Source organism: Sorangium sp. So ce385 (assembly GCF_051474135.1).
Taxonomy (GTDB): Bacteria; Myxococcota_A; Polyangia; order Polyangiales; family Polyangiaceae; genus Sorangium; species Sorangium cellulosum_D.
This window is the reverse complement of the sequence record NZ_CP150337.1, coordinates 8,867,964-8,894,167: the sequence shown is the minus strand read 5'-3', so window position 1 is coordinate 8,894,167 and position 26,204 is coordinate 8,867,964. Positions and strand designations below refer to the sequence as shown.

19 protein-coding genes are annotated in these 26,204 nt (G+C 73.5%); 9 read left to right on the top strand and 10 right to left on the bottom strand.

Features of this window, described 5'->3' with window-relative positions:
- Window positions 1-488 precede the first annotated feature (488 nt).
- A complete protein-coding gene (locus tag WME83_RS32310) occupies window positions 489-1,277 on the top strand; it encodes a class I SAM-dependent methyltransferase (RefSeq protein ID WP_437313558.1) in 789 nt (262 codons plus the stop codon).
- Window positions 1,278-1,299: 22 nt separating this feature from the next.
- On the opposite strand, the gene WME83_RS32305 is transcribed toward WME83_RS32310, so the two are convergent.
- A complete protein-coding gene (locus tag WME83_RS32305; RefSeq protein ID WP_437313557.1) occupies window positions 1,300-1,800 on the bottom strand; it encodes an ion channel in 501 nt (166 codons plus the stop codon).
- 150 nt (window positions 1,801-1,950) lie between these two features.
- On the opposite strand from WME83_RS32305, the gene WME83_RS32300 reads away from it, so the two are divergent.
- Both WME83_RS32300 and WME83_RS32295 read left to right on the top strand, forming a co-directional pair.
- A complete protein-coding gene (locus WME83_RS32300) occupies window positions 1,951-3,267 on the top strand; it encodes a DUF5690 family protein (protein ID WP_437313556.1) in 1,317 nt (438 codons plus the stop codon).
- Window positions 3,268-3,320: 53 nt separating this feature from the next.
- Window positions 3,321-3,647 carry a hypothetical protein gene (locus WME83_RS32295; RefSeq protein ID WP_437313555.1) on the top strand — a complete coding sequence of 109 codons (327 nt, stop codon included), beginning with the start codon at window positions 3,321-3,323 and terminating at the stop codon, window positions 3,645-3,647.
- Between the two features lie 132 nt (window positions 3,648-3,779).
- Here WME83_RS32295 and WME83_RS32290 read toward each other — a convergent pair whose 3' ends face one another.
- Window positions 3,780-4,850: an RNA polymerase sigma factor gene (locus WME83_RS32290; RefSeq protein ID WP_437313554.1), complete on the bottom strand. Its 1,071-nt coding sequence runs from the start codon at window positions 4,848-4,850 to the stop codon at window positions 3,780-3,782.
- Window positions 4,851-5,262: 412 nt separating this feature from the next.
- Here WME83_RS32290 and WME83_RS32285 point away from each other — a divergent pair, with 412 nt between their 5' ends.
- From WME83_RS32285 to WME83_RS32275, 3 genes are read left to right on the top strand one after another with little or no spacing between them, the layout of a single operon-like run.
- Window positions 5,263-6,195, top strand: coding sequence for a PEGA domain-containing protein (locus WME83_RS32285; RefSeq protein ID WP_437313553.1), 933 nt, complete (start codon window positions 5,263-5,265; stop codon window positions 6,193-6,195).
- A 20-nt stretch (window positions 6,196-6,215) separates the two neighbouring features.
- A complete protein-coding gene (locus WME83_RS32280) occupies window positions 6,216-7,838 on the top strand; it encodes a hypothetical protein (RefSeq protein ID WP_437313552.1) in 1,623 nt (540 codons plus the stop codon).
- A 38-nt stretch (window positions 7,839-7,876) separates the two neighbouring features.
- A complete protein-coding gene (locus WME83_RS32275; protein WP_437313551.1) occupies window positions 7,877-9,415 on the top strand; it encodes a hypothetical protein in 1,539 nt (512 codons plus the stop codon).
- A 129-nt stretch (window positions 9,416-9,544) separates the two neighbouring features.
- On the opposite strand, the gene WME83_RS32270 is transcribed toward WME83_RS32275, so the two are convergent.
- The 4 genes from WME83_RS32270 to WME83_RS32255 form a co-directional block, all read right to left on the bottom strand.
- Window positions 9,545-10,246, bottom strand: a complete 702-nt coding sequence (locus tag WME83_RS32270; RefSeq protein WP_437313550.1) for a hypothetical protein — start codon at window positions 10,244-10,246, stop codon at window positions 9,545-9,547.
- A 41-nt stretch (window positions 10,247-10,287) separates the two neighbouring features.
- A complete protein-coding gene (locus WME83_RS32265) occupies window positions 10,288-11,964 on the bottom strand; it encodes a glycoside hydrolase family 1 protein (protein ID WP_437313549.1) in 1,677 nt (558 codons plus the stop codon).
- Window positions 11,965-11,978: 14 nt separating this feature from the next.
- Entirely contained in the window at window positions 11,979-13,445 is a 1,467-nt protein-coding gene (locus WME83_RS32260) for a VWA domain-containing protein (protein ID WP_437313548.1), read from the bottom strand.
- Window positions 13,446-13,862: 417 nt separating this feature from the next.
- Complete coding sequence (locus tag WME83_RS32255) at window positions 13,863-14,375, bottom strand: hotdog fold domain-containing protein (RefSeq protein ID WP_437313547.1); 513 nt, start codon at window positions 14,373-14,375, stop codon at window positions 13,863-13,865.
- Window positions 14,376-15,059: 684 nt separating this feature from the next.
- On the opposite strand from WME83_RS32255, the gene WME83_RS32250 reads away from it, so the two are divergent.
- Window positions 15,060-16,382: a sigma-70 family RNA polymerase sigma factor gene (locus tag WME83_RS32250; protein ID WP_437313546.1), complete on the top strand. Its 1,323-nt coding sequence runs from the start codon at window positions 15,060-15,062 to the stop codon at window positions 16,380-16,382.
- A 58-nt stretch (window positions 16,383-16,440) separates the two neighbouring features.
- Here WME83_RS32250 and WME83_RS32245 read toward each other — a convergent pair whose 3' ends face one another.
- Genes WME83_RS32245 through WME83_RS32235 form a run of 3 tightly spaced genes read right to left on the bottom strand, consistent with a single transcriptional unit; the run spans window position 16,441 to window position 20,254 of the window.
- Complete coding sequence (locus tag WME83_RS32245; protein ID WP_437313545.1) at window positions 16,441-18,594, bottom strand: hypothetical protein; 2,154 nt, start codon at window positions 18,592-18,594, stop codon at window positions 16,441-16,443.
- Entirely contained in the window at window positions 18,591-19,943 is a 1,353-nt protein-coding gene (locus WME83_RS32240) for a hypothetical protein (protein WP_437313544.1), read from the bottom strand. The genes WME83_RS32245 and WME83_RS32240 overlap by 4 nt, the downstream gene beginning before the upstream one ends.
- Window positions 19,940-20,254, bottom strand: coding sequence for a hypothetical protein (locus WME83_RS32235; RefSeq protein ID WP_437313543.1), 315 nt, complete (start codon window positions 20,252-20,254; stop codon window positions 19,940-19,942). Before WME83_RS32235 ends, WME83_RS32240 begins: the two co-directional genes overlap by 4 nt.
- Window positions 20,255-20,717: 463 nt before the next feature.
- Between WME83_RS32235 and WME83_RS32230 the strand changes: the two genes are divergently transcribed.
- Both WME83_RS32230 and WME83_RS32225 read left to right on the top strand, forming a co-directional pair.
- Window positions 20,718-24,068 (top strand): protein kinase domain-containing protein, encoded by a 3,351-nt coding sequence (locus WME83_RS32230; protein WP_437313542.1) that lies wholly within the window; start codon window positions 20,718-20,720, stop codon window positions 24,066-24,068.
- A gap of 202 nt (window positions 24,069-24,270) precedes the next feature.
- Window positions 24,271-24,996, top strand: coding sequence for a hypothetical protein (locus WME83_RS32225; protein WP_437313541.1), 726 nt, complete (start codon window positions 24,271-24,273; stop codon window positions 24,994-24,996).
- Window positions 24,997-25,077: 81 nt separating this feature from the next.
- Here the strand turns inward: WME83_RS32225 and WME83_RS32220 are convergent, their stop codons facing one another.
- Window positions 25,078-26,073 carry a helix-turn-helix transcriptional regulator gene (locus WME83_RS32220; RefSeq protein WP_437313540.1) on the bottom strand — a complete coding sequence of 332 codons (996 nt, stop codon included), beginning with the start codon at window positions 26,071-26,073 and terminating at the stop codon, window positions 25,078-25,080.
- Window positions 26,074-26,204 lie beyond the last annotated feature (131 nt).

Genomic DNA, 26,204 nt, shown 5'->3' with positions numbered 1-26,204 from the left:
GGCCCCGCGTCGCAAGGGGTATTCCAGAACGGGCAGGGCGGTGTTTCGGTCCGTTTTCAGGAAGATCACACCCGCCGCACACGCGTCGAGGTGCAAAGTGCCTCATGTCAGAGCGGCAAAGCGTCCCATCGAGACGTTGTGCCACAGCGACATCGCGAGTTAGGGCTCCTCCCGAGAGTGCCTAGGGAGCCCACGGATGCTCTCTCTCGCAGCGGCGCGAGCTCTGTCGATCGGGCCATGGAAAGCCGCGGGCGACGACCCCGAGCAGCTGCCCCGGACGCCGGTTCGCGCCGTCGACGTGCTGTCGAGCTCGGTGCCCGATGCCACGGCTCGGGCTGCCCGGTCTCTTCCCAAGCTCATTCCGTGCCGAGCCGCTGCTGCGGCAGAGCCCGGCTGCCGTGTCCGGCACGCCCCGCGACCTTCCGGACCGGGCGCGATGTTGCCGGCGCGTTGACATCCGGGCGTCCGGACTCGAGCATGCCGCGCGCATGGGCCAGCAGCATCAGTCGTCGAAGGATGTCCTCGATCGCCGCACGCTCGCGGGCGATCACCGCCGCCTCGCCGAGCTGCTCCGGCCGGGCCAGTCGGTGCTCGACGTCGGCTGCGGGACGGGCGCCATCACCGCGGGCATCGCCGAGGCCGTGCAGCCGGGCGGCGAGGTCCTCGGCCTCGACCGGGACGCGGACCTCCTCGCGCGGGCGGCGGCGCGCTTCGCCGGCCGGCCCGGCCTGTCGTTCGTGTGCCGCGACGTGCTCGCGTTCGACGCCGAGGCGCGGTTCGACGTGGTGACCGCGGCGCGCGCGCTCCAGTGGGTGCCTCGCCTCGACGAGGCGCTCGCGCGCATGGTGCGGGCGGCGAAGCCGGGCGGCCTGGTCGTCGTGCTCGACTACAGCCACGAGCGCCTGCGCTGGGATCCCGAGCCCCCCGCGTCGATGCGGCGGTTCTACGCGGCGTTCCTCGCGTGGCGCGCGGGCCTCGGCATGGACAACGCGCTCGCCGACAACCTCGCCGGGCGCTTCGCGGCGCACGGGCTCGAGGCCGTCCGCGTCACGGACCAGGACGAGCGCTTCCGGCGGGGCGACCCGGGCTTCGGGGCGGCGCTCGACATCTGGCTCCACGTCATCGACGGCTGCGGCCCCGCGATGATCTCCGCCGGCGCGCTCACCGAGCCGGAGCAGGGCGAGGCGCGGCGTGATTACGCGGACTTCTGCCGCGACGCCGCGGAGGGCCTGGTCATGGTCCTCCGCGCGGTCGAGGGGACGACGCCGGGCGGGTGAGCGCCCCGAGCCCCGCCGGCGCTCACCTCGGCGCGCGCAGCGCCTCGAGGATCGCGTCGAGCCGCTCGACGATCGCCCGGTCCTGGTCCTGCGCGCCCTGCGGCGCGCCGAGCGCGGAGGCCGCGAGCGCGGGGCCCATCGTCATCGCGAAGGAGGCGATCGCCTTGCCCGCGGCGGTCTGCGCGACCCGGTCGGCGTAGCCGCCGGACGCGCAGGTCGCGACGAAGAGGAGCGCGTCCAGGAAGCTCGCGCACCGCGGGTTCTCGCCGTGCTCGGCCTGGTAGAACAGGGTCGAGCACCCGACGAGCATCACCGCCAGCGCGTCGAGGGGGTCGCGCGTCATCGCGCTCCGGAAGCGCTGCTTCAGCCCTTCGTACGAGAGCTCGCTCGCGCCCCCGGCGGCGAGGCCCAGCGCGAGCAGGGCGACCGCGCCGCGCAGCCGCTCGTCCCGGCCGAGCAGAGGGGCCGCGGCCGCGGCGTCCTCCGCGATCTTCCTCGCGGCGAGCGCTGATCGATCTCCCAAGGCGTGCCCTCCCGGCCGCGCCGCGGGTCACGGCGCAGGCTCCATGTCTCGCACGGACGCGGGCCGGAGGGAACCGGCCGCGCGCATCACCGAAAATTCATGCGCGCGACGCGCACCCGCGATTACCCTCGCGCCTCCTTCGGAGCTCCCATGCCGGCCCAGAGAAGCGTGACGAGATGGCTCGAACGGGCGCCCGCCCCGGTGTTCACGGCCTTCGCCGTGTTCGCCGCGTTCGCGACCTACTTCTGCATGTACGCCTTCCGCAAGCCGTTCGCGGTCGGGACCTTCAAGGGCGCGGTCGCGCTGCCGCTGCTCCCGGACCTCGATCTGAAGAGCCTCTACATCATCGCGCAGGTGCTCGGGTACTGCGCCTCGAAGTTCCTCGGCATCAAGGTCGTCTCCGAGATGCGGCCCGAGCGGCGCGCCCTCGCGATCCTCGCGTGCATCGGCGTGAGCGAGGCCGCGCTCGTCCTGTTCGGGCTCGCCCCCGCCCCGTATGCGGCGCTCTTCCTCGTGCTGAACGGGCTGCCGCTCGGCATGGTCTGGGGGCTCGTCTTCGGCTTCCTTGAGGGCCGGCTCGTGAGCGACCTGCTCGGCGCCGGCCTGTGCGCCAGCTTCATCGTCGCCAGCGGCTTCGTGAAGACCGTCGGCAAGCTCACCCTCGGCTGGGGTGTGCCGGAGGTCTGGATGCCCGCGGTGACGGGCGCGCTCTTCTTCCTGCCGCTGCTCGTCTCGGTGTGGATGCTCGCGCAGATCCCGCCGCCCACGGCGACCGACGAGGCGCACCGGACCCGGCGCGCGCCGATGGATCGCGCCGCGCGGCGCGCGTTCGTGCTGGCGAACGCGGGCGGGCTCGCGACGCTGGTCCTCGGCTACATCGTGCTCACCGCGTACCGAGATTTCCGGGACAACTTCGCCCGCGAGATCTGGGACGCCCTGGGGTTCGCCGATCAGCCGGCGATCCTGACGACGGCCGAGATCCCCGTGGCCATGGGCGCGCTGCTCTCGGTGGCGGTGATGATGGGGATCCGGAGCAACCGCAAGGCGCTGCTCGCGGTGCACGGGATGATGCTGGCCGGCGCGCTGCTCGCCGGGCTGAGCACGGCGCTGTACCAGGCGGGCGTCATCGGGCCCGTGGGCTGGATGATCAGCGTCGGGCTCGGGCTCTACGTGGGGTATGTGCCGTACAACTGCGTGCTCTTCGACCGGCTCATCGCGGCGGTGGGCTCGGTGGCGACGGCGGGGTTCCTGATCACCGCGGCCGACGCGTTCGGGTATCTCGGGAGCGTGGTGCTGCTGCTCTACAAGAGCTTCGGCCAGGCGAAGCTGTCGTGGCTCGAGTTCTTCCTCGGCTTCAGCTACGCGACCGCGTTCATTTGCGCGGCGCTCTTCGCGGCGTCGGCGGGGTACTTCTGGCTGCGCACGCGCGCCCCGGCGCCGGTCGCGCGGCCGGCGCTCGACGCCTGAAGTTCAGCGCGGCCGGTGCGTGGCTGCGGGAAAGGAGGTAGAATGGAGGGGCCATGTCGGTTGTTCTGATGACAACTTCACGACAGGGTGACACCAGGTGGAATCGCCTCGTCCCGGTCGCTGCGCAGAGCACGTTCAAGGAGATGTGGGTACCGGCAGCCGAGGCGCTCGGGCTTCAATGGGTCCCCTTGTTCGAGGCCGGATTCCCGCTGGAGCGAAGCGACCTGCCGGACGTCATCCGAGAGCTCGAGGCGCTACGCGCCTGGTGCGCCTCGTCAGAGTCGCATCGCAAAGGGATCCTTGAGCGCCTCGATCGGCTTATCGATGAGCTCAACGAAATCAGCGGGTCTGACGAAGATATAGAGATATTCATTGGATAGCCGTCCAGGCACGGCGAGCACGCAACGAGTGGCATCATCGATTCTCGGTCTGTCGCTGCGTGGTGCGAGCGAAGACGAGTGGTTTGTCCTTATCTGCTACAGGGCGGACTCTCGTCGCATTCGGTGGATGTGTCAGCGGATCTGCCTGAGCAGCGCTTCGCGCTCGCGGGTGAGGCGGCCTCGCGGGAATTCACGCGCGTGGACCTCAAGCAGGCGGCGCGCGTCAAGGTCGGCGATCGCGTTATGCGCGTCCAGCGCGCTCCGGGCGTCGCGGATCAGGTTCCACTCGCGTTCGCTGACGGTGCTGCGCGCGGCGCTCCCCGGATTTGAGGCACGACGAGCGGCCGCGATCGGCTGGCCGACGGCGGCATCAGCGCGCACGTCTGCCCGATACGGTAACGTCGACTCCTCGCGCGCGGCGGATGCAACGGGCGCCGTGGCGGAGCTCGTGCCGCCCTCCTGGGCGGGCGCGGCTACCTCCTGCCCCATTTGCGTGGTCCCCGGAGCGCGTACCGCTGCAGGCAACAGCCACGGCTCCAAGCGGGGCGAGACCTCGGCGACGAGCGTGCCGGTCAGAACGACGAGCGCCCCCTGAACGATGATCCGCAGGGCCCAGCGGCGCAGCGTGGTTGGCCACGATTCGCGACGGTGCCACTCGAACGCGAGCGGCACGCACGCATCCCCATCCCGCCCGCGCGCATGTTCCTCGGCGATCCAGCGTAGCTTCTCCTCCCTCAAGCGCTCGAGGGCCCGGCGGTGTCGCGTCTTCACCGCTTCCGTCGTGAGGCCCAGCTCGGCGGCGATCTGCGCGAGCGGGATCTCCTCGAGGTCGTGCCTGATCAAGAGGTGCCGGTACTTCGGGTCCACCCGGTCGATCAGACTGCGCACGCGCGCGTGCCGCTGCCGCCCGCGGAGCAGCTCCTCGGGGTCCGGGCGCTCGGTTCGGATTTCGCTCTGGTCGAACGACGTCAGGACCTCTCCTTGACGGCGCGCCCTGCGCACGTGGTCGCGCGCTTGATTGGCGGCAATCGCGATGCGGTAGGTCGCCGGATCCCCACCCGGCTCGATCCGCCGATCCGCGTCGAGCCCGCGCAGCAGCGCGTCTTGCGCGACGTCCTCCGCGTCGCGCGCAGGGACACCAAGACGCCGCGCGATGCGACGGAACAGCTCGAAGCTGCTGGAGAGGCTCGCTGGCTTGTCCACGCCGGTAGCACGTCTGAGCCGACCCCTCGGGGTCAGCAAAATGCACGGTTGAGATGATTTTGGTGAGACGATGTGGGTGCTGATGCTACCCTGTCAGAGCCGTGGTTGGCTACAGGATGACCAGCAGACGGGACGACCGGACCCCTTCCGCCATCTGTCCAAAAATTCTCGCCCATGGCGCTGCTTTGCAGCACTGGGTCTCGGTTGACGGACGGAGCGCAACCGGCGTAAGTACCGTCTCTGCATGCGTTGCGGCGGGCACCTGCCGTTCCTTCTTCTGGCGTTTGCCGCTGCAACGGGGTTGGCCAGCTCGGCCGACGCGGAGGAACGGCGCCCGACGCCGGCGAGCACCGATGGATCGACGGTGAAGGGCCTTGTTCACCGTGCTCGGAAAGCGCACAGATCAGGAAAGTTGAACGAGGCCTGCGACGCCTACAAGGCGGCTTTGGACGCTGCAGAGGCGGTGCGCGGCACAAGCCAGGAGTGCGCGGAGATCGCCGGCGAGCTCGGCCTCTGTGAGCTCGCGCTCCGCAAGTACCGTGACGCGGCGGAGCACCTGACCTGGAGCCTCGAACAGGGCCCTGCGCTCACGGACGACGTTCGGACACGATTCGAAGCCGGACGGGCGAAGGCAGCGTTTTACCTCATTCGAGTCCTGCTATCCGTCGATCCGCCCGACGCCGAGGTGTTCATCGACGGCAAGGGCATCGGTCGGACCGCGCGGACCTACAGGCTGTTCCTCGATCCCGGACGCCACATGGTGCGGGCCCGCGCGCCTGGCCGTGAAGAGGCGCTGCATGTGGTGAGCGCTGACGCGGGCACGGAGATCGAGATCGCGATGCAGCTGCCGCGCGTGGCGGTGAGCATGGTCAAGGAAGCGCCGGCGACGCCGAAGGCCTTGAGCGCTGCGCTCGCTGCCCGCCCGCGGTCCCCCAACCCGTGGGCGTCCTGGCCGGGAACGCTGCGCATCGCGGGAATCGCGGCCGCGACCGCTGGCGTGTCGGTGGGCGCCGTCCTCATGGTTCGTGCGGGCAAGCTCGACGACGACCTGAGCGCCCGGCGTGACCTGCTCCTGAGCGAGCCGTCGTCGAGCTCGTCGATGTGCTGGCAAGCGCCTCAGGACTCGCCATGCGGCGAGCTGGCGCGCCTGCAGGACGCGCGCAATGTGTCGGGTCGCGCGGGCCTGGCGATGGTCATCGCCGGCGGTGTGGTCGGCGCGGTGACCGCCGCGTCCCTCTTCACGGACCTCTCCTTCCTGGGATCCTCGCCGGCTCGGGGCCGGGTCCATGTCTCGCCCGTGGCGAGCGGGAACGAAATCGGTGCACGAATCGAGGGGCTGTGGTGAGCGCGCGGCGGGCCGAGGGGATGGGTTCGCTGGCAGGCCGAGGCGCGGTGACGTCGGTCGTCGCTGTCGCAGTGTGCGTGTGGGGAGCGAGCACGCTGGCAGCTTGCACGTCCTATTCCGACGATTGCGGGGAAAAGCTGGCGTGTGTTCCCGATGCGGAGCCTCCGCCCGACCCGTGCGCGGGAGAGCCCGGCAGGGCGCCGGCGCTCGATCAGTGCGGGGTGTTCGTCAGCGCGCGCGGCGACGACAGGAACCCTGGCACGAAGCGCGCGCCGGTGAAGACCTTGCAACACGCGATCGGGCTCGCCGCAAGCGGACGAGGCAAGGGCGAGGCGCCGACGCGACGCGTGTACGCATGTGGCGGGGAGTTCGAGGAGGCGGTCACGCTGCCCTCGGGCGTCGACCTGTGGGGCGGCCGTCGCTGTGAGGCCGGCGAGTGGTCGTACGGGTGGTCGTTCGACGGGCCGAATCACCCGACGACCATCGCTCCTCCGGTGGGGATCCCGCTGCGGGTGATCGCGGGAGCGGAGGACGTGACATCGACGATCGCCGGCGTGCGCGTCGTGGCGGCGGATGCGTCCGCGGTCGATGCTAAGTCGTCGATCGCGATGATCCTCAGCCCGGGAGCCAAGGCGAAGGTGGTGTCGAGCGAGGTCATCGCGGGCAACGGCAAGGACGGGGAGCCCGGGGACGATGCGCCTCAGGAGCGGGCGCAGGATGGCGAGGAGGGGAACGATGGCGCGTCGGCCTGCACGGCGGACTTCACGGTCGGCGCCCGGCCAGCCGTGACGGCGTGCGACGATGGCACCGAATCCATCGGCGGATACGGCGGCGATGGCGAGCTCGATAGGGGTCGCGACGGTGCTCCAGGACAGCCGGAGCCGGCGGAGAACCCCGAGGGCAACGGCGGCCTAGCAGGCAGCGGCGCGGACAGCGCGAGGTGCACGGACGGGGCAACCGGCGCGCAAGGCGCCGACGGAGGTCGCGCTGCCGGCGCTGTTGGCGCACGCCAGCTGACCGTCAATGGATGGATCGGCGTCCGGGGTGACGACGGCAGGAGGGGCGGCGTCGGCCAGGGCGGAGGCGGCGGTGGCGGCAGCAAGGGGCGAGGCGACATGCTCGGGTGTCCGACGGGTCGCCCCCAGGGCGGTGCCGCCGGCGGTTCCGGGGGGAGCGGCGGCTGCGGCGGCCAGGGAGGGCAGGGGGGTGGATACGGCGGCGCGAGCATCGGCATCGTGGCGTTGCAGGGGAGCGCGTTGATGCTCGAGGCCACGGTGGTCACGGCGGGACGTGGCGGCCGCGGAGGGGTCGGCGGAACGGGCCAGCCGGGCGGCATCGGTCGACCGGGTGGATACGGTGGACAGGGCTACGACGGTGCATGGGATGCGTGCCACGGCGGTTTCGGGGGAGATGGCGGCCACGGGGGGGATGCCGGCGGTGGCCTCGGGGGCCCTTCGTACGGCGTGGCGTCCATGGCTGCCTACGTGAGCTTCGCGCCGGACGCCTTTACAACCACCGGAAGCGCGGGGGACGGTGGTCCCGCGGGCCACGCGTCTGCCGATGACCCTGTGGGCCGGGGAGCCGCTGGCCAGTCCCTGCCCTACGTTCAGTTCGCTGCAGCCGACGCTGGACCGCCCCGCTGAAGAGCCCGAGATACGTCGCGTAACATCGAGGGAGAGCCATGCGAATCACAAGAGCGCGCTACCTGTCCCCTGCGCTGCTGCTCATCGCAGGCGGCTGCGGCACCGCACCGGGCCCCAACGACGCCGGTGGAACGGCGTGCGACGGCGCGTCGTCGTGTCAAGGCGAGGCGCCGCCGGAGTCGGTCTGCCTCGAGCGTGTCGCCGCCGGTGTGCTGGAGGATGGCTGCGGGGTGTTCGTCGGCGGCTCCTTCGGCGGCGGGGACGATGCAAACCCCGGCACGCGGGACAAGCCGCTGCGCACGTTGCAGCGCGGCGTGGAGCTCGCCCGTACCGGACGAGGACGCGTCTTCGCATGCAATGACGGGTTCTTCGAGCCCCTCACGTTGCCGTCGGGTGTGGACCTGATCGGGGGATTCCACTGCTTGAACTGGCAGCGCTTCCTCGCGGGGCGCCCGCTGCTGCAGGGTAGAGATGAAAATATCCTCCTCACCGTCGTACCTGCGAGCGCCGATGACACGGGCGCCGCGGACGGGGTGTCGGTGATCGTCGACATGGGGCTGCAAGCGCATGGGCCGATAACCATGCTTGTTCAGTCCAACACGGTGGTGGAGTTCATCCGTAGCACGATTCATAGCTCCTCTGCATGGGGTGGCCGCGATGGCGAGGAATGGCCCTGGCCATATCAGGCAGCGACTGGCGTCGATGGTGTGTACGGTGGGGACGCGTGCTCCGCGGCCACCGTGCCCGGCGGGGCCGCGGCAATGCGCTCTTGTGACGATGGGCTCCCGAGCATGGGCGGCAAGGGCGGGGACGGAAAGCCGGAGGATCCCGAGCGGGGAGACGACGGTATGCCGATCCCGATGCCGAACCCCACGAACTCCGGACGGGGTGGGAGTGCGGACCGCGAAAACGTTGGCTGCTCCCATGGGTTCAATGGCGCCCCCGGGGATTTTGGAACGCGCGGCGCGGCCGGCGAGGGCATCGGGCGCATCAGCGAGGCGGGATGGGAGGGCGGTCGCGCAGGCGACGGCAGCAGGGGCATGCCGGGCCAGGGCGGCGGCGGAGGCGGCGGCCGTCGAGGCGGGCTCGCCGCGTGCGGCGTGGCCTCGAAGGGAGGCGCGGGCGGCGGGTCCGGAGGCGCCGGCGGCTGCGGCGGGCGGGGCGGCCGAGGGGGCGAGAACGGTTACCCGACGATCGGCATCATTGCGCTGCACGCGAAGCTGACCGTGCGCGACAGCGAGATCATGACGCTCGAGGCGGGTCCGGGCGGCGACGGTGGGGAGCCCGAGCGAGGCGGCAAGGGTGGCCGAGGCCAGCTCGGCGGCGCTGTGGGGGACGGCACGTGGTCCTGCCGCGGCGGCAACGGAGGCCTGGGAGGCGACGGCGGCTACGGCGGCCCCGGCCGCGGCGGCGACTCGATCGGCATCGCCTACCTGGACGAGGACCAGCTCACGCTCGAGAACGTCACCTACGAGCTCGGCCCTCCGGGCAAGGGCGGCACCAGCTGGGAGTGGTCTGGCGCCATGGTCACGGGGGAGGACGGGATCGCCGTCGAAACGCTTAGTTTCCCTAACTAAATATCGCGCTCCTCGCGCGCCCGCCCAGCGCCCAGGGCCTCGGCCCCAAGCTGCGCTGGCGAGCGGCGTGAGCCTGCGTACCCCACCACGCTGCAGGCCCTTGCTGGGCGGCGTACCTGGCCATCGCCGTCATTCGAGAGGCGTGTCCGACAGAGTGCCGCTGTGGGGAGCGGTCAGCTCCTCGATCGTGCAATTGCTGCGAATCCACAGCGCAAACTGGTGGTTCAGTCTTCGCAGCTCCCGGAGGTTCCCCAGGCCGACCTCGCGCAGCTCCGCGATCACGGTCCGGTCCGAGATGTCTCGCTTCGTGAGGGCGACGATCGCCGGCGTCGACGCCGGCGGATCGGGTTGATTGACGACGTTCATGAACCTATGTGATCCCGGCTCTACCCAGCCCATGAGGCTGACGGTCGAGAGCGTCAGCGAGGGCTCCTCGCGGCTCACGACGCAGCTGGCGTATTGCGTGTATACCGAGTGAAACCAGTGCCAAGCGTCCTTCCTGCTCCGATCGGGTTCAAGATAACCGACAGCCTCTTCATAAGCTTTCCATCCCGCGAGGACGACGCGACGTGCGCACGCGTCGAGCATGCTGAAGTCCTCGTTCGTGAATCTGGCCCACTTCTGGTAAGGGCTTCCGAGGCTGGAATTCTGAAGGAACGGCTCGGCCAACGTGAGCGGGAAGTAGTGGCTCAGGGCGTGCTCGGCAGCGTTCACCATGTCCCCGAGCAGGTGGTGGGCGACGACCGCCAGCGAGCCGCAAGGACGCTTCTGAGCTACCGTGCTGATGCAAATGACGTACTCCGACAGGGTGGAAAGCCCTTCAAACATCATTTTCTCCTCGCTTCCCGCGCCCCCCACCCCAGGCCGCCCCGTCACCAGGTCCCGCTGCACCCCTCGAACCCCTCTGCCGCCTCCGGCTCCGGCGTCATCGCCCCCTCGCCGCCGTACGCCGCCCGCAGCGCCCCCGTGAGCGCGCGCCCCCGCGCGATCTCGCCCAGGACCGCGGCGCCCTCGGTCGCCGTGCGCTCGTAAGACCCGTAATCCACGGTGTAGAGCCCGAACCTCGGCGCGAACCCCTCCGCCCACTCGAAGTTGTCGTAGAGGCTCCAGTGGTAGTAGCCCCGCACGTCGACGCCCTCGCCGCGCGCGCGCTCGATCTGCTCGAGGGCCCGCACGACGACCTCGGCCCGCCGCTCGCCCGCGCGCGTCGCGATCCCCGACTCGGTGACCACCAGCGGCAGGCCGGGGTAGCGCGCGCCGAGGTCCGTGAGCGCGCCGTACAGGCCGGGCGCGTGGTGCTCGTAGCGCATCGCCGGCACGCAGAACGTCTCGTCGACCGGCGGCACGCACGCCCCGAAGTCGAGCCCGTTCACGCACGGCGTGAGGTTCAGCACCGGCACGAGGCCGCCGTCGCCCGTCACGCCGGCGCGGAAATAGTACTGGACCCCGAGCCAGTCGAGCGCGCCCCGCAAGCCAGGCAGCTCCACGTCGGGCGCGCCGTCGAGATCGACGTCCAGCCGCCCGCTCAGGACGGTGTCGATCACGAGGTGGTTGTAGACGTAGGCCATGCGGTCGCGCGCCGCGACGTCCTCGGGGTCGTCGCTCACCCGGTGGCTCCGCGCCGGGACCCACTCGCCGACCGAGAGCGACAGCCCGACGTCCGCCGCGCTGCCGTCCCGGTCCGCGTCGACGGCGTCCGCCTCCTTGATCGCCCGGTACGCCGCCGCATGCGCGAGCAGGTAGTCGCGCAGCACCGGGACGAACTCGCCGAGCAGGTCGCCGAGGAGGGCCGTCTTCCCCGGGGGAAACACGCCCACGCCGTAGGCGGCGAGCAGGTAGTTGAACGGCTCGTTCAGCGTGCCCCAGTCGTCCACCCGGTCGCCGAAGCGCGCGGCGAGCAGGGCCGCGTGCTCGGCCATCTCCTCGATCACGAGCGGCCCGCCCTCGGGGTGCCCGAGCCCGCACAGGTTGTCGTCGCCCGGCCCGCCCGCGCAGTCGGTGCGCCGCGGATCGTCCACCCAGACCGGGTTCGAGAAGTGGTGCAGCGTGATCACGGGGCGGATCCCCGCGGCCACGAGCGCGTCGAGGAGCCGGTCGTAATGGGCGAGCGCCCCCTCGTCGATGACGTCCCGCTGCGGCTCGACCCGGGCCCACTCCACGCTGAACCGGTACGAGTCGAGCCCCATCTCCTGGAGCAGCGCGACGTCCTCGATCGCCTTCGAGAAGCCGCGCGAGGCGTCGCCCACGAACTCGGCGCCACGGCCCAGGCCGCCCTCGCCCTTGGGGAGCGTGAACACGTACCAGTCGGTGGTCGGGTTCCGGTCCTCGATCTGCGTCGCGGCGCTGGCGGCGCCCAGGCGGAAGCCGCCCGCGCCGGACGCGCCGGCGAGCGGCCCGGGCGCGGCGTACGCGATGTCGGGCAGCGGCGGCGGCGCCGGCGCCACGGCCTCCTCGGACGAGCAGGCCGCGGCGGCGAGCGCCAGCACGGCGAGGGCGGGGAGCCCGCGGGCGCGGCGGGCATGGTGGGCGCGCGTGCCGCGGGCGTGCATGGCGAGGACGGGGCTCAGTTGACCGGCGGGATCTCGGTCTTGCAGCCGACGTTGAGCTGGACCTGCCCGCCCGCCTGGAACCGGGTGCAGGTCGCGGGGCACATCACGATCTTCGTCGGCGTGCCGCCGGTCGCGGGGTCGACGTCGTAGTACCAGCCGCCGGCGGCCGCGTCGCAGCGCGCCTCGTCGGCCACGTAGAAGATGGTCGTCGCGGCGCCGCCGTCCGTCGGCGTGTGCTGGACGTTGAGCGTGTCGTAGTCGAGCGTCTGCCCGGAGGACGGCGCCGGGACCTGGTACTCGCACGCCAGGCTCTTGCCGCGGATCTCGGTGAGCGCGTCGAGGAAGGCCTGCGTCACGTCCGAGCTCGTGTCGATGAAGAAGGCCGACTCGGTCCCGCCGCCGACGGCGATGCGGTCCAGCGTGGCCTGGGCGCCGTCGTCGTTGCCGTCGAAGACGCCGATCACGAAGGTGGAGATGCTCGGCGAGCCGTTCACCGCGCCGGCCGCGAGCTCCGCCAGGCCGTCGGCGTCCTTCGGGCTGCACTCGGTGGGCATGCCGTCGGTGGCGAGCACGGCGACGACCCGGTGGGTCGGGTTCTGCTCGGCGTGGGCGCGGGCCTGCGCGAGCGCGCCGGACAGGGCGCCCGCGGTGGGCGTGCCCCCGTCGGGCGTCTTCCGGTCGATCGACCGGACGAGCACCTCGGCCGACGCGGCGTCGAGCGGCGTGATCGGCACGGCGGGCGTCGCGTAGTCCTCGACGACGCACGAGTCCGGGTTCGCGCAGTTGCTCCGGGTCACCTTCATGCACGTGCCCGCGGTGCCCTCACAGCTCTCGCCCACGTCGGCGCAGAGCCGGTTTCTCCGGGAGCAGACCCCGAGGTCCACGCACGTGTCGCCCGCGCCGCAGTCCGCGTCGGTGACGCAGACCTGGACCGTCGTGGAGAACGAGTCGTGACAGACCCGGAGCGCGCACGGCCCGTTGTCGCCGCACTCCTCGTTGCTGGTGCAGCTCAGGGGCACGTCGTCGTCCGGCAGCGGGAAGTACTGGAGCCCGACGCCGAGGCCCACCGACTGCTCGTCGGTGAAGAACGCCTCGAGCGCGTCGGTCACGGCGTCCCACTTGGTGATGCCCCGGCTGAGCTGCTCGTCCATCGACCCCGACGCGTCGAGCATGATGTAGAGGTCGAGCGGCACGAGCTCCGCGGTGCTCGTCTCGCCCGCGCACGAGGCGTCGCCGCCGGCGCCCTCGCCCGCGCCGCTGCTGCTCGCGGCGTTGATCCCTCCCGGCTCGTCGCCGTAACCGGTCGACGCGCTCGTCCCCGAGCCGTTCTCCGAGCTCGTCCCCGAGCCTGCGCCGGCCCCCGTCGACGCGCCGCCGGTCCCGCCGCCGGAGACCGAGCCGCCATCGGCCCCACCGCACGCCGCGAAGATCACGCAGATCCCCGTCGCGGCGAGCGCCACCATCGTTGAGCGGTTCTCCATGAGCAGAATCCAAACACCCTGACCGGCCCTTGTCGAGCGCATCGATCCGACCCTCGTCTGGAATCTGGCCCAATGTGGTGCAGGGTGAGACGTCTTCCGGCGAGGTGCGTGGAACCCCGCAATTCAGGGGTGGTTCAGCGCGCAGGAGGGCTCTGAAGCACAGCACGGCTCGAGGCCAGCGTGCTTTGGAGCACCAGGGGTGCTCTGGCGCAGAGGCGGGCGCCCGAATCGGGGCTGCTCCGGAGCACAGGGGTGCTCTGGAGCGCTGGGGTGCCGGCGGCTCAGGGCTGCTTGTGGCTCAAGGCTGCTCGTGGCTCAGGGCTGCTCGTGGCTCAGGGCTGCTCGTGGCTCAGGGCTGCTCGTGGCTCAGGGCTGCTCGTGGCTCAGGGCTGCTCGTGGCTCAAGGCTGCTCGTGGCTCAGGGCTGCTTCTTCGGGCCCACGAGGCTGCGGAGGACGGCGCGGGCGACCTCGGCCCCCGTCGCGTCGAGCAGGCTCACGGGGATCGGGTACTCCCTGCGTTCGCTCGTGTCCGGGACTGGGCACTCGCAGACGGCGCGGATCGTGCCGCGCGCCTTCTTCAGGTACTCGATCGAGAGGCCCGCGACGATGAACCGGGCGTCGTCGGGCAGCGCGTAGGCCAGCGCCGTGTTCGCGGTGAGCTCGGCGAGGTTGACGAGCGCGACGGCGTGCACCGAGCGGAGGTGGTTGCGCAGCCCGGGCACGTCGCGCATCCACACCTCGGCGCGGCCGCGCTCGAGGACCTCGACGTGGGCCCGGATCGTCCCGGTGTACGGCGCCATCGCGCCGATGAGCCGGCTGAACAGGCGCTTGCCCCCGGGCAGGAGGTGCAGCTTGTCCCAGAGGTCGCGGATGGTGTTGCGGCGCGAGGTCGCCGCGATGGCTGCGAGAGAGAAGTCGGAGAGGTTCATGCGCTGGACCCGCGTGGCAGCGGCAGAGTGCCTCAAGTCGCCCGCGCACGCACCCGGAATGTTGCTCCCCCGCGCTCCCGCCGCACAGCGAGGCGACAGGCCGTCCGACACACCACGGGCCACGCCACGAGCGGCGCAAAGGGGCCAGGAGCGCGGCGCATTCGGCGCCACGAACGGCGCAGTCGCCGCGTAATCACGCCACGAGCAGCCCCGCGCCGCGGTGAGGCTGCCGCGAGCGCGGTGGGCAGTGCCACCCTCGAGCGAGCGGCCGCGCGGCCGCGGCCGTCCGCCGCGCCCCGCGCCGGATGGCGGTCACGAGGAGATCCGGTGGCTCCCGCCGGTGGACGCTCACGTCCCAAAGGCCTCCTTCTGACCGCCCGAATCGGGCAGGAGGTTCAATTCTCCGGGAGAATTGTACGACAAATTTGTATTCAAAATTCGGATGGGCCACGGGGCGCCTCGGCGCGCCGCCGGCGCGAGGATTTCGCGCGATCGTGAGCTCCCCAGGCGCCGGAGAGCGGCCGACAGGCCCGTGCGCCCGCCGCTCGCGGCCTGCGGCGGGCGGCAACCGCTCATCTGCGCCCGGAATTTTTCTTGTGTATGACGCGACCTCGCCGCCCGGGCCAAGGTGGTCCACCCGAGAAAGAGCGGGCCTTCGAGCTGCTCTTTCGCGAAAAGACATTCATGCTCATCTGGCGCTGGCTGACGCGCCTGGGCGTTCCTTTGCGCGACCGCGGAGACCTCGCGCAGGACGTCCTGCTCTCCGCGTACCTGAGCTTCGACAACTACAAGCCCGAGATCTCCCGTCCGGAGCGCTGGCTGAACCGGATCGCGGTGCACACCGCCGCGCATTACCGGGAGCGGGCCCAGCACCGCTACGAGGAGCTGGTGCCCGAGGAGGAGTTCCCGACCCTCGTCGACCAGTCCAAGACCCCGGACGAGCTGATGATCTCGGACCAGGAGCGCCTCATGGTGCTCGAGCTCCTGCACCACCTCGACGTGGACGCGCACTCGATCCTTGTCGCGCACGACCTCGACGGCATCCCGATGGCGGATCTCGCGCAGCAGCGCGGCATCCCGCTGTCCACGGCGTACAAGTGGCGCGCGCGCGCCCTGGCCATGTTCCACGACGTCGTCGCGAAGCGCCGGCGCGAGGAGCGGAAGAAAGAGGGCCCGCGCTTCGTGCTGCCCCTGGATCTGGCGGCGCTCTTCGCCACCGCCCGGCTCGCGCCGCGCGTGCCCGACGACGTGCGGCTGTCGATCCTCCGCGGCGTGCACGAGTCGGCGCGGGCGCTCGAGGAGGGCAACGTCGGGAAGGCCGCCGCCGGCGTCGGCAAGGCGCTGAACGACGCCGCGGCCTGGCTCAAGGGGGTGGTGAGCCTCGTCAAGCAGGTGCTGCCGACCGCGGGCGCGGGGACCGTGGTCGCCGCGCCGATCGCGGCCATGGCGGCCGCGGGGGCGCTCTGGCTGGCGCTCCGGACCCCGGACCCGCCGCCACCGTCGGCGGTGAGGCACGTCGCGCCGGCGATCATCACCGCCGTGGCCCCGCCGCCGCCCGCGGAGCCGGCGCCGCCGCCCGCGGAGCCGGCTCCGCCCGCGGCGCTTTCGCCGCCGGACGCGGAGCCCGCGGCGCCGCCGCCGAGGCGCGCCCCGGCGGAGCGGCGAGCGCCCGACCGGGAGGAACGCGCGCCGGCGCCGGTCGCGCCCGAGATGCCCGCGCTCGAGATCGGGGTGCCCGGCAGCAGCCGGGACATCGACCTCTTCGAGGCGTGCAGCGCGGCGGTGCGGCGGCGCGACCCCGACCGGGCGATCGCGGCGCTCGAGCGCTACGAGCGCGAGGTGCCGCAGAGCGCCTTCGCGGTGGAGCGGAAGGTGCTCTGGCTCCGGGCGCTGGTGCTCGCGAGGCGCTTCCCGGAGGCGCGCGCCCTGCTCGACGAGGCCCGGCTCGATCCCGCGATCGACCGGCGCCTGCTCGACGAGCTGGACGACTCCATGCCCGATCCGTGAGCGCGCGGCCGCGGGAGCGCGCGGCCGCCGGGGGCGCGCCAGAGCGGCGCCCGGCGGCTCACTCGCCGGCGTACGTGCCGAAGCTCGCGCGGCCGCTGGTGGAGACCTGCGGGGCGGCCTGGCCCACCTGCACGACCGCGGAGAGGAACGCGGCCGGCTTGAGCCCTTCGTCGGGCCCGGCCTCGTTCGTGATGTACTCCAGCCCGAGCCCCGCCAGGAAGCCGAACGACGTGGTGTTGCCGCCCGAGCCGAGGATCGGGACCGTCGGCGCGACGCCCACGTAGCCGAGCAGCCCCACCCGCCCCTCGCCGAGCGTCTGCACGAAGCCGCCGACCTGCGCCGCGACCGGGAAGGCCCGGCGCTCCACCGGATCGTAGCGGTCGATCGCGAGCGCCACGCCGACCGCGCTGAGCACGCTCCGCGTGACGAGGGGCTTCTCGACCCACGGCGCGCGGGTGACCTGGAGGGTCGCGAGCATCGCCGGGACGGTCAGGTAGGCGCGGAAGCAGCTCCCCGCCGCCTCGAGCGTCTCGAAGTTGTCCTCGCCGCACAGCGGGACCGAGTGGATCGCCACCGAGCCCACGAGCCGCCGGGCGCGCTCGGGATCGCCGGGCTCGTTCGAGCGGAGCGAGCTCGCGACGCGGCCGGCGTCGGAGAGGAGCACCACCTTGCCCTGCGGGCTCAACGGGTCGCTGTAGACGGCCAGCCGGAGCCGCGCGTCCCCGTCGAAATCGTCGGCGAGCGGCGGGAGCGGGAACTCCGCGCTGCTCGGCGTGACGATCCACGTGCCGTCCTGGAGGAGCTCGATCGGCGCGCCGCCCCGCATCTGGTCGGTGCGGGTCAGCGAGACGTGCAGCGCGAGCGGCGCCACGAGCCGGTGCTTGGTCTGGCCCGTCAGCCGGATCCGGCAGTTGCCCAGCCGGAGCGGCGCCGGCGAGATGACGACCGCGCCGTGCGCGAGCGGCTGCGGCCCGGGGCGCGATGGATCCACGGCGGGCGCCCGCCGCGGCAGGGCGGCGCGCGGCGGCGCGGGGGAGGGGGCCTGCGCCGCGGCTTGCGGCGCCGCCGGGCCCGCCGGCGGGGCGGCGGCGGGCGGCCGGGGTCCGGGTGGGCGGGGGCTCCCCGGCGGCGGGGCGCTCCCGGGTTCGGCGCGGGGCGCGATCGGCGTGGGGCCGCAGTCGACCTTCAGGTCGTCGGCGAGCGGATCGGGGAAGAGCAGCCGCGCGGGGTTCGACTCGACGAGGTTCTCGAGCGGCGGGATCGTGACCCGGTAGGTCGCATTGACCACATTGCCCGCCGCGGGCGCGTGCAGGTTGAAGGCGGTGACACGGAGCCAGCCGCCGCCCGGGAACACGCGGAGCACCTTGCCGTCGGGGCGCCCGCAGGCGCCGGAGGCGACCTCGAGGGCCGGCACCGTGAACGTGCGCTGGAACGGCTGCACCCGGGCGTTGCCGCAGCTGTCGACGATGGCGAGGTAGTGGAAGTCGGCCATCTCCGACTGCTTGGGCCACTGCATGCCCAGCGTGAGCTCGCCCGCGTCGGCGGGCGGCGGCTCGGGCCGGCCGTCGCGGCACGCGTCGACGCGCTCGGGCGACGGCGCGGCCGGCGCGCCCGAGGGGGACCTCGCGGGCTCGGCGACCGGCCGGTAGGCGCAGACGTGCCGGTACGAGCGGCGGCCGAGGAGCACCGGATCGAAGTCGAGCAGGCGCTGGCCGTCCTCGCTGAGCCGCCCCCAGACCGTGAGCGGGAGCGGCAGCGTCGGGGTCTGGAGCTTGATCGAGCGCAGGATCTGGTCGCCGACGGGGCTCTGCCCGGGGTCGCCGGTCTGCGCCGCGCAGCCGCCGCCGCTGCACAGCCAGCGGCCGCCGCGGCGCGCGGCCTCGATCGGGACCGGATCGGTGTCGCGGACGGTCATCCACACGCGGCGCGCGTCCGGGAAGATCTCCGGCCCGCCCGCCGACGCGGTCGCGGCGCCGACCGCGCCCGCCGGGGCGCGGACGACCTGGAGGCTGCCGCCGAAGTCGGCGGGGACGGCCATCGGCGGCGCGGAGGGAGCGCTCCGCGCCGAGGCCGGCCCCCCCGCGGGCGCGCCGTCCTCGGCCTCGCCGGCGTCCGCCTCGGGCTCGTCCTGCGCCGGCGCGGCGGCGGGCGCCGCCAGCGCCAGCGCGAGCGCGACGGCCGACAGGAGCGTCGCGGGCCTGCGCGCGCTCACGGCGAGCCCTCCTCGTCTCCCGCCTCGGGCTCGGGCTCCGGCGCGACCACGGTGATCGGCTCGGACGAGCACTCCGGGCTCGCGAGCAGGCGGGGCGTCACCCGGAGCGCCGTCGTCCCCGGCGCCACGGCGACGCCCTGGATGATCGTCGCCTCGCTGTCCTCGCCGCGCAGGGTCACGGACGCCTCGCCGAGCGCGATCACCTGGTCGTCGCCGACGGTGAGGTCGACGGGGACGGCGATGCGCACGCGCTCGGCGTTGTAGGCGCTCACCTCGAAGAGATCGCCCGGGGTCCCCGCGGTCACGGCGCTCCGGAGGGCGCGCACGCGGAGCAGGCGCGGCTCGGGGTCGACGGTGAGGGCGGGGTTCGGCTCGATCGCCTTCTGCCCCGAGCTCACGGCGAGCGTCACCTCGCCGCCGAGGTCGCTGAAGCACAGGGTGAACGGCGGGCTCTCCCCGGTCGCGCCCAGCAGCACGCGCAGGCGCGTGGTCCGCTCGCGGCACTCGGGGTCGAGCGAGAGGGCGGCCTCGCTGTGCAGCGACTCGATGATCACGGGGGCGTGCTCCACCACGCCCGGCGCGTTCTGGGGGGGCGACGCGCGGACGCGCGCCTCGCGCGACCGGATCGCGCCTGGCCGCCAGGTGGCGCCGAGGTCGTCCGGCAGGGGCCCGATCGTGCACGTGAGGGGCACGTACGTCGCGAGCACCCGGTCGCTGTCCCCGAGGCCCCCGGCGATGAGCGCGAAGTTCGTGGCGTCCTCCGGCAAGCCCGCGGGGAGCACCGTGATCGGGAGCTCCTCGGTGCGGTCGGCCCAGGCGACGACGAGGCGCGCCTCGCCGGACCAGTCGCCCTCGGAGGCGGCGGTGAAGCGGGCGTAGCCCTGCGTGCCGGCGGTGCAGCGGAACGCGCCGTCCTTCACGCCGCACGAGTCCCCGTCGTCCTCCGCGCCTTCGGCCGGGCGCAGCGCGAGCGCCTCGCTCGGGGCCACGCGGACCTCGACGTAGGCGCCGTACGCCGGCTCGTTCGCCTCGGTGAGCTTGAGCGAGACCTCGGTGCGCCACGGGCTCTGGCGGGGCGGCACCGGCCTGCCGGCCGCGTCGAGCGTGTCGGCCGCGAACAGCGGCCCGGCGACGTCGGCGCGGAGCTCGACCTGCCCGCTCCCGGCGAGCGGGTAGCCGCGCTCGATGCAGGCGGCGGAGAGGGCGAGCGCGAAGGCGCCGGCCGCGAGGAGCGGCGCTCCCGCTCGGCGTGGGCGGCGCGGGCGGCGCGTGGAGGAGCGGGGCGCCCGCGGAGAGGAGCGGAGCGCGCGCGGGGAGGAGCGGGGCGCGGCCGGTCGGGGCGCGATCACTTCTGGTAGATCTCGGTGTACTCGGTGCCGAGCGGGTGGCGGTGCCAGGCGTAGGCGCTCTGCGGGAATCCGCTCTCGTCCGTGTAGTCGCAGGGGCCGAGCTCCCATTCGGTGTGCCAGACGCTCGCGCCCGTCGCGGGATCGACGGACATCCCGTGGGCGGTCACGTCGCTCTCCGGCTCGGCGGGGTCGTGCACGGCGCGCGTCCCCTCATCGACATAGCGCTCCAGGACCGCGACGGGGACGCGCGCCACGCGCTTGCCGGGCATCGGGATGAGGAACACGTCGCTGTCGTCAACGGTGCTGGTCATGGCGCTCTCTCCTGCGAGCGGCGGGGGCGGCGCTCCGGGGCGCGGGGCGCCGGCTCCCGGCATGCGCGCCGCGCTGGATGGAGCGCGGGCGCTTCCGGGGGCTCGGCGCCGTCCCCTCGCGCTGTCTCGAGCATACCCGCTTCGCGCGGCGCGCGGGAACCTTCCGCAGCGCGGGCGCGCGCGAGCCGAGCGTGCCCGCCGCGCTCGTGGCGGCCGCGCGCGCGCCGAGCGCGCCCGCCGCGATCGTGGGCGCGCCCGCGTCCACGCAGCGGCCCTGCTTCGCGCAGCGGGGGGCGACCGAGCTCGAGGTCCCGTCGATCGCTCGACGTCGCGCTCATGATCGCCGCGCCCGCCGACACCGCACCGTCGATCGGCGGCGGCGCCCGACGGCGGGGCGCGTGCGCCGTGTGGTAGGCTGCCGAGGCCGCGGCCCTCGCGAAATCGTCCCCACCGCGGCCGCCCCATGCGCTCCCCAGACCGCCTGACCGTCCTCGGTGGCCGCTACCGTCTCCTGAGCGAGATCGGCCGGGGCGGCGCGGGCGCGGTCTACATGGCCGACGACCTCGACGGAGGCGGCCGGGTCGCGGTGAAGGTCCTGCTCCGGACGCCCTCGGCCGGCGAGGCGGCGGCCTCCCGCTTCCAGCGCGAGATCCGGGCGATGCGGCTCCTCGACGCGCCCGGGTTCGTGCGCATGCTCGACGCCGGCGTCGCCCCCGAGCTCGACGGCGCGCCCTTCCTGGTGATGGAGCTGCTCCGGGGCCACGACCTCGAGCACCTCGTCACCACCCGCGGCAGGCGCTCGCCCGCCGAGGTGCAGCGCTGGCTCGGCGAGGTCGCCGACGCCCTCGAGGTCGCCCACGCGCAGGGCCTCTTCCACCGCGACCTCAAGCCCGCGAACCTCTTCCTCGCGGTCGGCGACGACGGGCGGGAGCGCGTGAAGATCCTCGACCTCGGGCTGGTCAAGGAGGTCGACCCCGGCGCGCTCGGCGCGTCGGGCGGGCTCACGGCGACGGGCACGGCCATCGGCACGCCCATCTACATGGCGCCCGAGCAGGCGCGCGGGCGCTCGGACCAGCTCGGCCCCGCGGCCGACGTGTGGGCGATCGGGCTCATCGCCGTGCGCCTCCTGACCGGCGACATCTACTGGACCGCGAACAGCATGGCCGAGCTGATGGTGGCGCTGCTCGTCATGCGGCTCTACCCGCCGTCGTCGCGCTGGCGGTGGCTCCCGCCCGCGTTCGACGCGTGGTTCTTGCGGTCGTGCGACCGCGACCCGGCCGCGCGCTTCCCTTCGGTCCGCGAGCAGAGCCTCGCCCTGGGCGCCGCGCTCGCGGAGGCCGGCGCGCCCGCCGCGCCGCCCGGCGCGGGGGAGCCGTGGTCGCCGGGAGGCCCCGCGGCCACCGACATGCTCAGCACCGACACGATGGAGCTCGCGGGGACGGTCGAGGCGCCCCCGGAGCCGCTCGCCGGCGGCACGCGCCGCGAGGCCGCCAGCAACCCCCGGGATCCCGGCCCGCCCTCGCCGCCGCTCGGCGCCTCGCCGGCGCTGGGCGCCTCCCCGCCGCTCGGCGCCTCGCCGGAGGCCGCGCGGCCGCGCCACAACCTGCCGGTCCAGCGCACGCCGTTCGTGGGCCGCGCCCGCGAGCGCGCCGAGATCGCCTCGCTCCTGCTCGAGCCGAACGCCGGCCTGCTCACCCTCACCGGCGTCGGCGGCACCGGCAAGACCCGGCTCGCCCTCCAGGTCGCCGAGGACCTCGTCCCCGCCTTCTCCGGCGGCGTCTGCTTCGTCCCCCTCGCGTCGCTGCGCGAGCCGGCGCTCGTCCCCTCGGCGATCGCGCAGGCGCTCAGCCTCGGCGAGGGCGGCGCGCGGCCGGATCTGGAGCGCGTGGCGCACTTCCTCCGCGACCGGCGGCACCTGCTCGTGCTCGACAACCTCGAGCACCTGACCGCCGCGGCGCCGGCGATCGCGCACCTCGCCGCGAGCTGCCCGCGCCTGTCGCTCCTCGTGACGAGCCGCGCCGCGATGAACCTCTCGGGCGAGCGGCGCTACGTCGTGCCGCCGCTGGAGGTGCCCGAGCCGCGCGAGATCACCACCGACGCGGCGCTGGCCAGCTCCGCGGTGAGCCTGTTCTGCCGCCGGGCCGCCGCGATCAAGCCCGGCTTCCAGCTCGGCCCCGACAACGTCGCCGACGTCGTGGAGATCTGCGCGCGCCTCGACGGCCTGCCGCTCGCGATCGAGCTCGCCGCGTCGCGCCTCAAGGTCCTCACCCCCGCGGCGCTGCTCGCGCGCCTCCGCGACCGCGGCGCGGCCGGCCGCGCCTCGCCCGCCGCGGGCTCGTTCCGCCTGCTCACGGGCGGCGCGCGCGACCTGCCCGAGCGCCAGCAGACCATGCGCGCCGCCATCGACTGGAGCTACGGCCTCCTCTTGCCGGAGGAGCAGCTCGCCTTCCGCACGCTCGCCGTGTTCGCGGGCGGCTTCTCGCTGGCCATGGCGGACCAGATGTGCGCCTTCCGCGACCCGGCGCTCGACACGCTCGCGATCCTCGAGTCGCTCGTCGACAAGAGCCTCCTGCTCCCGGTCGCGGGCGAGGAGCCCCGGTTCCAGATGCTCGCGATCCTCCGCGAGTACGGCCTCGATCGGCTCGCGGAGGAGGGCGCCGCCGCGGCGTGCAACCGGCGCTTCGTCGAGCTCTCGCTGGAGCTCGCCGAACGCGCGGCCGAGGCGCTCCGCGGGCCCGAGCAGGCCGCGTGGCTCGCGGCCCTCGAGCTCGAGCACGACAACCTCCGCCTCGCCCTGGAGCTCGCGCTCCAGCCGGGCGGCGCGGGCGACGCGGGCGCGCCGGTCCGCCTCGCGGCCGCGCTCTCGCGGTTCTGGTACATCCACGGGCACTACCAGGAGGGCCGCGCGTGGCTCGCCCGGGCGCTCGAGGGCGCGGCGGGCGTCGCGCCCGAGCACGTCGCCGCGGCGCTCCGGGGCGCGGGGACGCTCGCGCTCCTCCAGTGCGACTACCGCGAGGCGCGCGCGCTGCTCGAGCGGGGCGCGGCGCTCTACCGCGAGCTCGGGGACGAGCGCGGGCTCGCCTCGGTGGTCCAGATCCTCGGGAGCGTCGCCCGCGAGCAGGGCGACTACGAGCGCGCGCTCTCGCTGCACGGCGAGAGCCTCGCGCTGGCCACGCGCCGCGGCGACACGCTCGAGGCGGCGCGCGCGCTCGGCTACTCGGGGTTCGCGGCGTGGCTCTCGGGCGACACCGCGCGCGCGGAGGGCGCGTGCCGCCTGGCGCTGCCCGAGCTCCGGCGCGGGGGCGATCGCGAGGGGACCGCGACGGCGCTGCTCTACCTCGGCTGCGCGGCGTTCTACCGCGGGGATCTCGACGAGGCGTCCCGCCTCTGCGAGGAGAGCGAGGGCCTGTCGCGGGCGGTGAAGTTCAAGGAGGGGATCGCCTGGACGAGCAACATCCTGGGCCTCGTCGCGATCGAGCGCGGCGATCTCGCCCTCGCGGGGCGGCGGCTGCGGGCGAGCCTCCGGCTGCACCGGGAGCTCGGCGACCTCTGGCGGTCGGCGAGCGTCCTGGAGGCGCTCGCGCGCGCGGCGGTGCGGGCGGGCAAGCCGGATCGCGGCGCCCGCCTGCTCGGCGGCGCGGCGGCGCTCCGCGAGGCCATCGGCACGCCGGTGCCGCCCATCGAGCGGCCGGCGCTCGCCGCGTGCGTCGAGGCCGCGCGGGCGGCGCTCGGGGCCGCCGTCCACGACGCGCGCTTCGCGGAGGGCCGGGAGGCCGGGCTCGACGCGACGGTGGCGGCGGCGCTCTCGGACTGAGCAGGAACGCGCTGCGCGGGCGAACAGAGATTCACATCGCGGGCCTGAACAGGCCTCCTCGACTCGGAGCGAACAGGGGTTCGCTTCATGAGGTGGATACGACCTCGCATCGCGAGCGGCGCCCTCGGGCCGAGCGGGGCTGGCGTCGCGGAGTGAACAGGGCTTCACGTCTCGTGTGCGAACAGGATTGTTATGATGCGGGATGAGCAAGAATTCGCGTCGTGAAGATCGTGAAGTTCGATTTGGCGATCGAGCGCGGCGTGCTTTAGTGGCGGGCATGAAGAGAACACGATGGTTGTTCGCTGGCTTGGTCGGGATGATGTTGGCGTTGCCCGCGTGCTCCGATGACACGTCGGACGGTCCGGGCGGCAGCACCAGCGCGGGAGAGGGGGGCGGCGGCAGCACGGGAGACGGCGGCGGCGGCGGCGGGACAGCGGGATTTACGGTTACCGGACCGATCTCCGGAGACGCCGTCCCGCAGGACACCCAGGTGATCGTCGCCTGGGTGGTGAGCTCGGGTAGCCCCGACTATGCCTTCAGCTTCGGCGAGGGGAGCGTCTCCGGCGTGACGTTCACCGTCGGCTTCGGGTCGGCGCCGCCGAGCGAGGCGATCAACAGCCACGGTGTCGGCGTCGGCGTCGTCTTCCTCCTGGAGCCGGGCACCGACGTGGCCGAGGGCGTGCTCGACGAGGAGGTCATCGAGGCCGCTGTCCTCGGCGCGAGCCCGCGACACGCGATCATCTGGCGCGATCCCGCCGGGCTGGGCACCCGCTGGTCCGGCGGCTTCCCGGACGGGTTCGGCTGCGGCAAGTGCGTCGCGGCGCCGGAAGGCGAGACGTTCGACGCTTACGAGCCGGTCGACTGCTCCGAGGTCGAAGTCCAGGCAACCTCGGACTTCGAGTCGCTCGAGTTCTGCAACTGGACCTGACGCCTCGACCTGCTCACGGGCGCCGACCGCAGAGGCCCCCCGTCGCGCGCGTCGCGCCGCGGAGGGCCCGGCGCGGCCGCCTCACCGCGCGCCCGGGTCCTCCGGACCGCGCGCCCCTCCGCCTCGCGCCGCGGCCCGGCCGACGCGCTCGGACAGGCGGCGGAGGAGGTCGACGAGCTCCTCCGGCTCGTGCACCTCGAACTCGAACCCCATGAACGCGAGGTGGAACGCGAGCGCGTCGAGGGTCGCGCCGCCGGTGTGGACCACGCAGCGGTCCGGCCCGAGCGGCTCGACGCGCCCCGCGACGCCGGAGAGCTGCGCCGAGGCCACGTCCGCGGGGGCGTGCACCGTCACGCGCGCGCGGAAGCGGTACACGTCGGTCGAGACCGACTGCGACACGTAGGCGGCCACGTCCTCGGCGGGCAGCGGGCGCGGCTTGAACCGCCCCCCGGCCCTCGGCCTGCCCTGGACGCGATCGACGCGGAATGTCCGCCACTCCGCGCGATCGAGGTCGTACGCGAGGAGGTACCAGCGGTGGCTCGTGTGCACGAGCCGGTAGGGCTCGACGGCGCGCGCGCTCGCCGCGCCGCTGTAGCTCATGTAGTCGAAGCGCAGGACCTCGGCGTCGCGGCACGCGTTCGCCAGCGCGGCGAGCGCGTCCGCGTCGAACGTGGGCCCCCCGTCGCCGAGCCGCACGCTCACGGCCGAGAGCGCGCTCACCTTGCGCCGGAGCCGCTTCGGGAGCACCTGCTCGAGCTTCGCGAGCGCCCGGACCGCCGCCTCCTCCAGCCCCCTCACCGGGCCGGTCGCCGCCGCGCGCAGCCCCACGGCCACGGCGACGGCCTCGTCGTCCTCCAGCGGCAGCGGCGGCAGCTCCTTGCCGGCGCCGAGCTGGTAGCCGCCGCCGATGCCCGGGGCCGCGTGCACCGGGTACCCGAGGCTCCGGAGCCGATCCACGTCGCGCCGGAGGCTGCGCTCGGTGATCTCGAGCGCGCCGGCGAGCTCCCCGCCCGTCCAGAAGCGCCGGGACTGCAGGAGCGACAGCAGCTTCAGCAGCCGCGCGGAGGTCTGGATCACGTGCCGCACCTCATCGTTCAACGTCGCGCACAACGTCGCGCAACCTCGCGCGACATTGCGGACCGAATCTGTCCGCAATTGAGTGTAGCTTCCTCTCATCCCGCGGGCGAGGCGCTCGGAGGCGTCCCGCC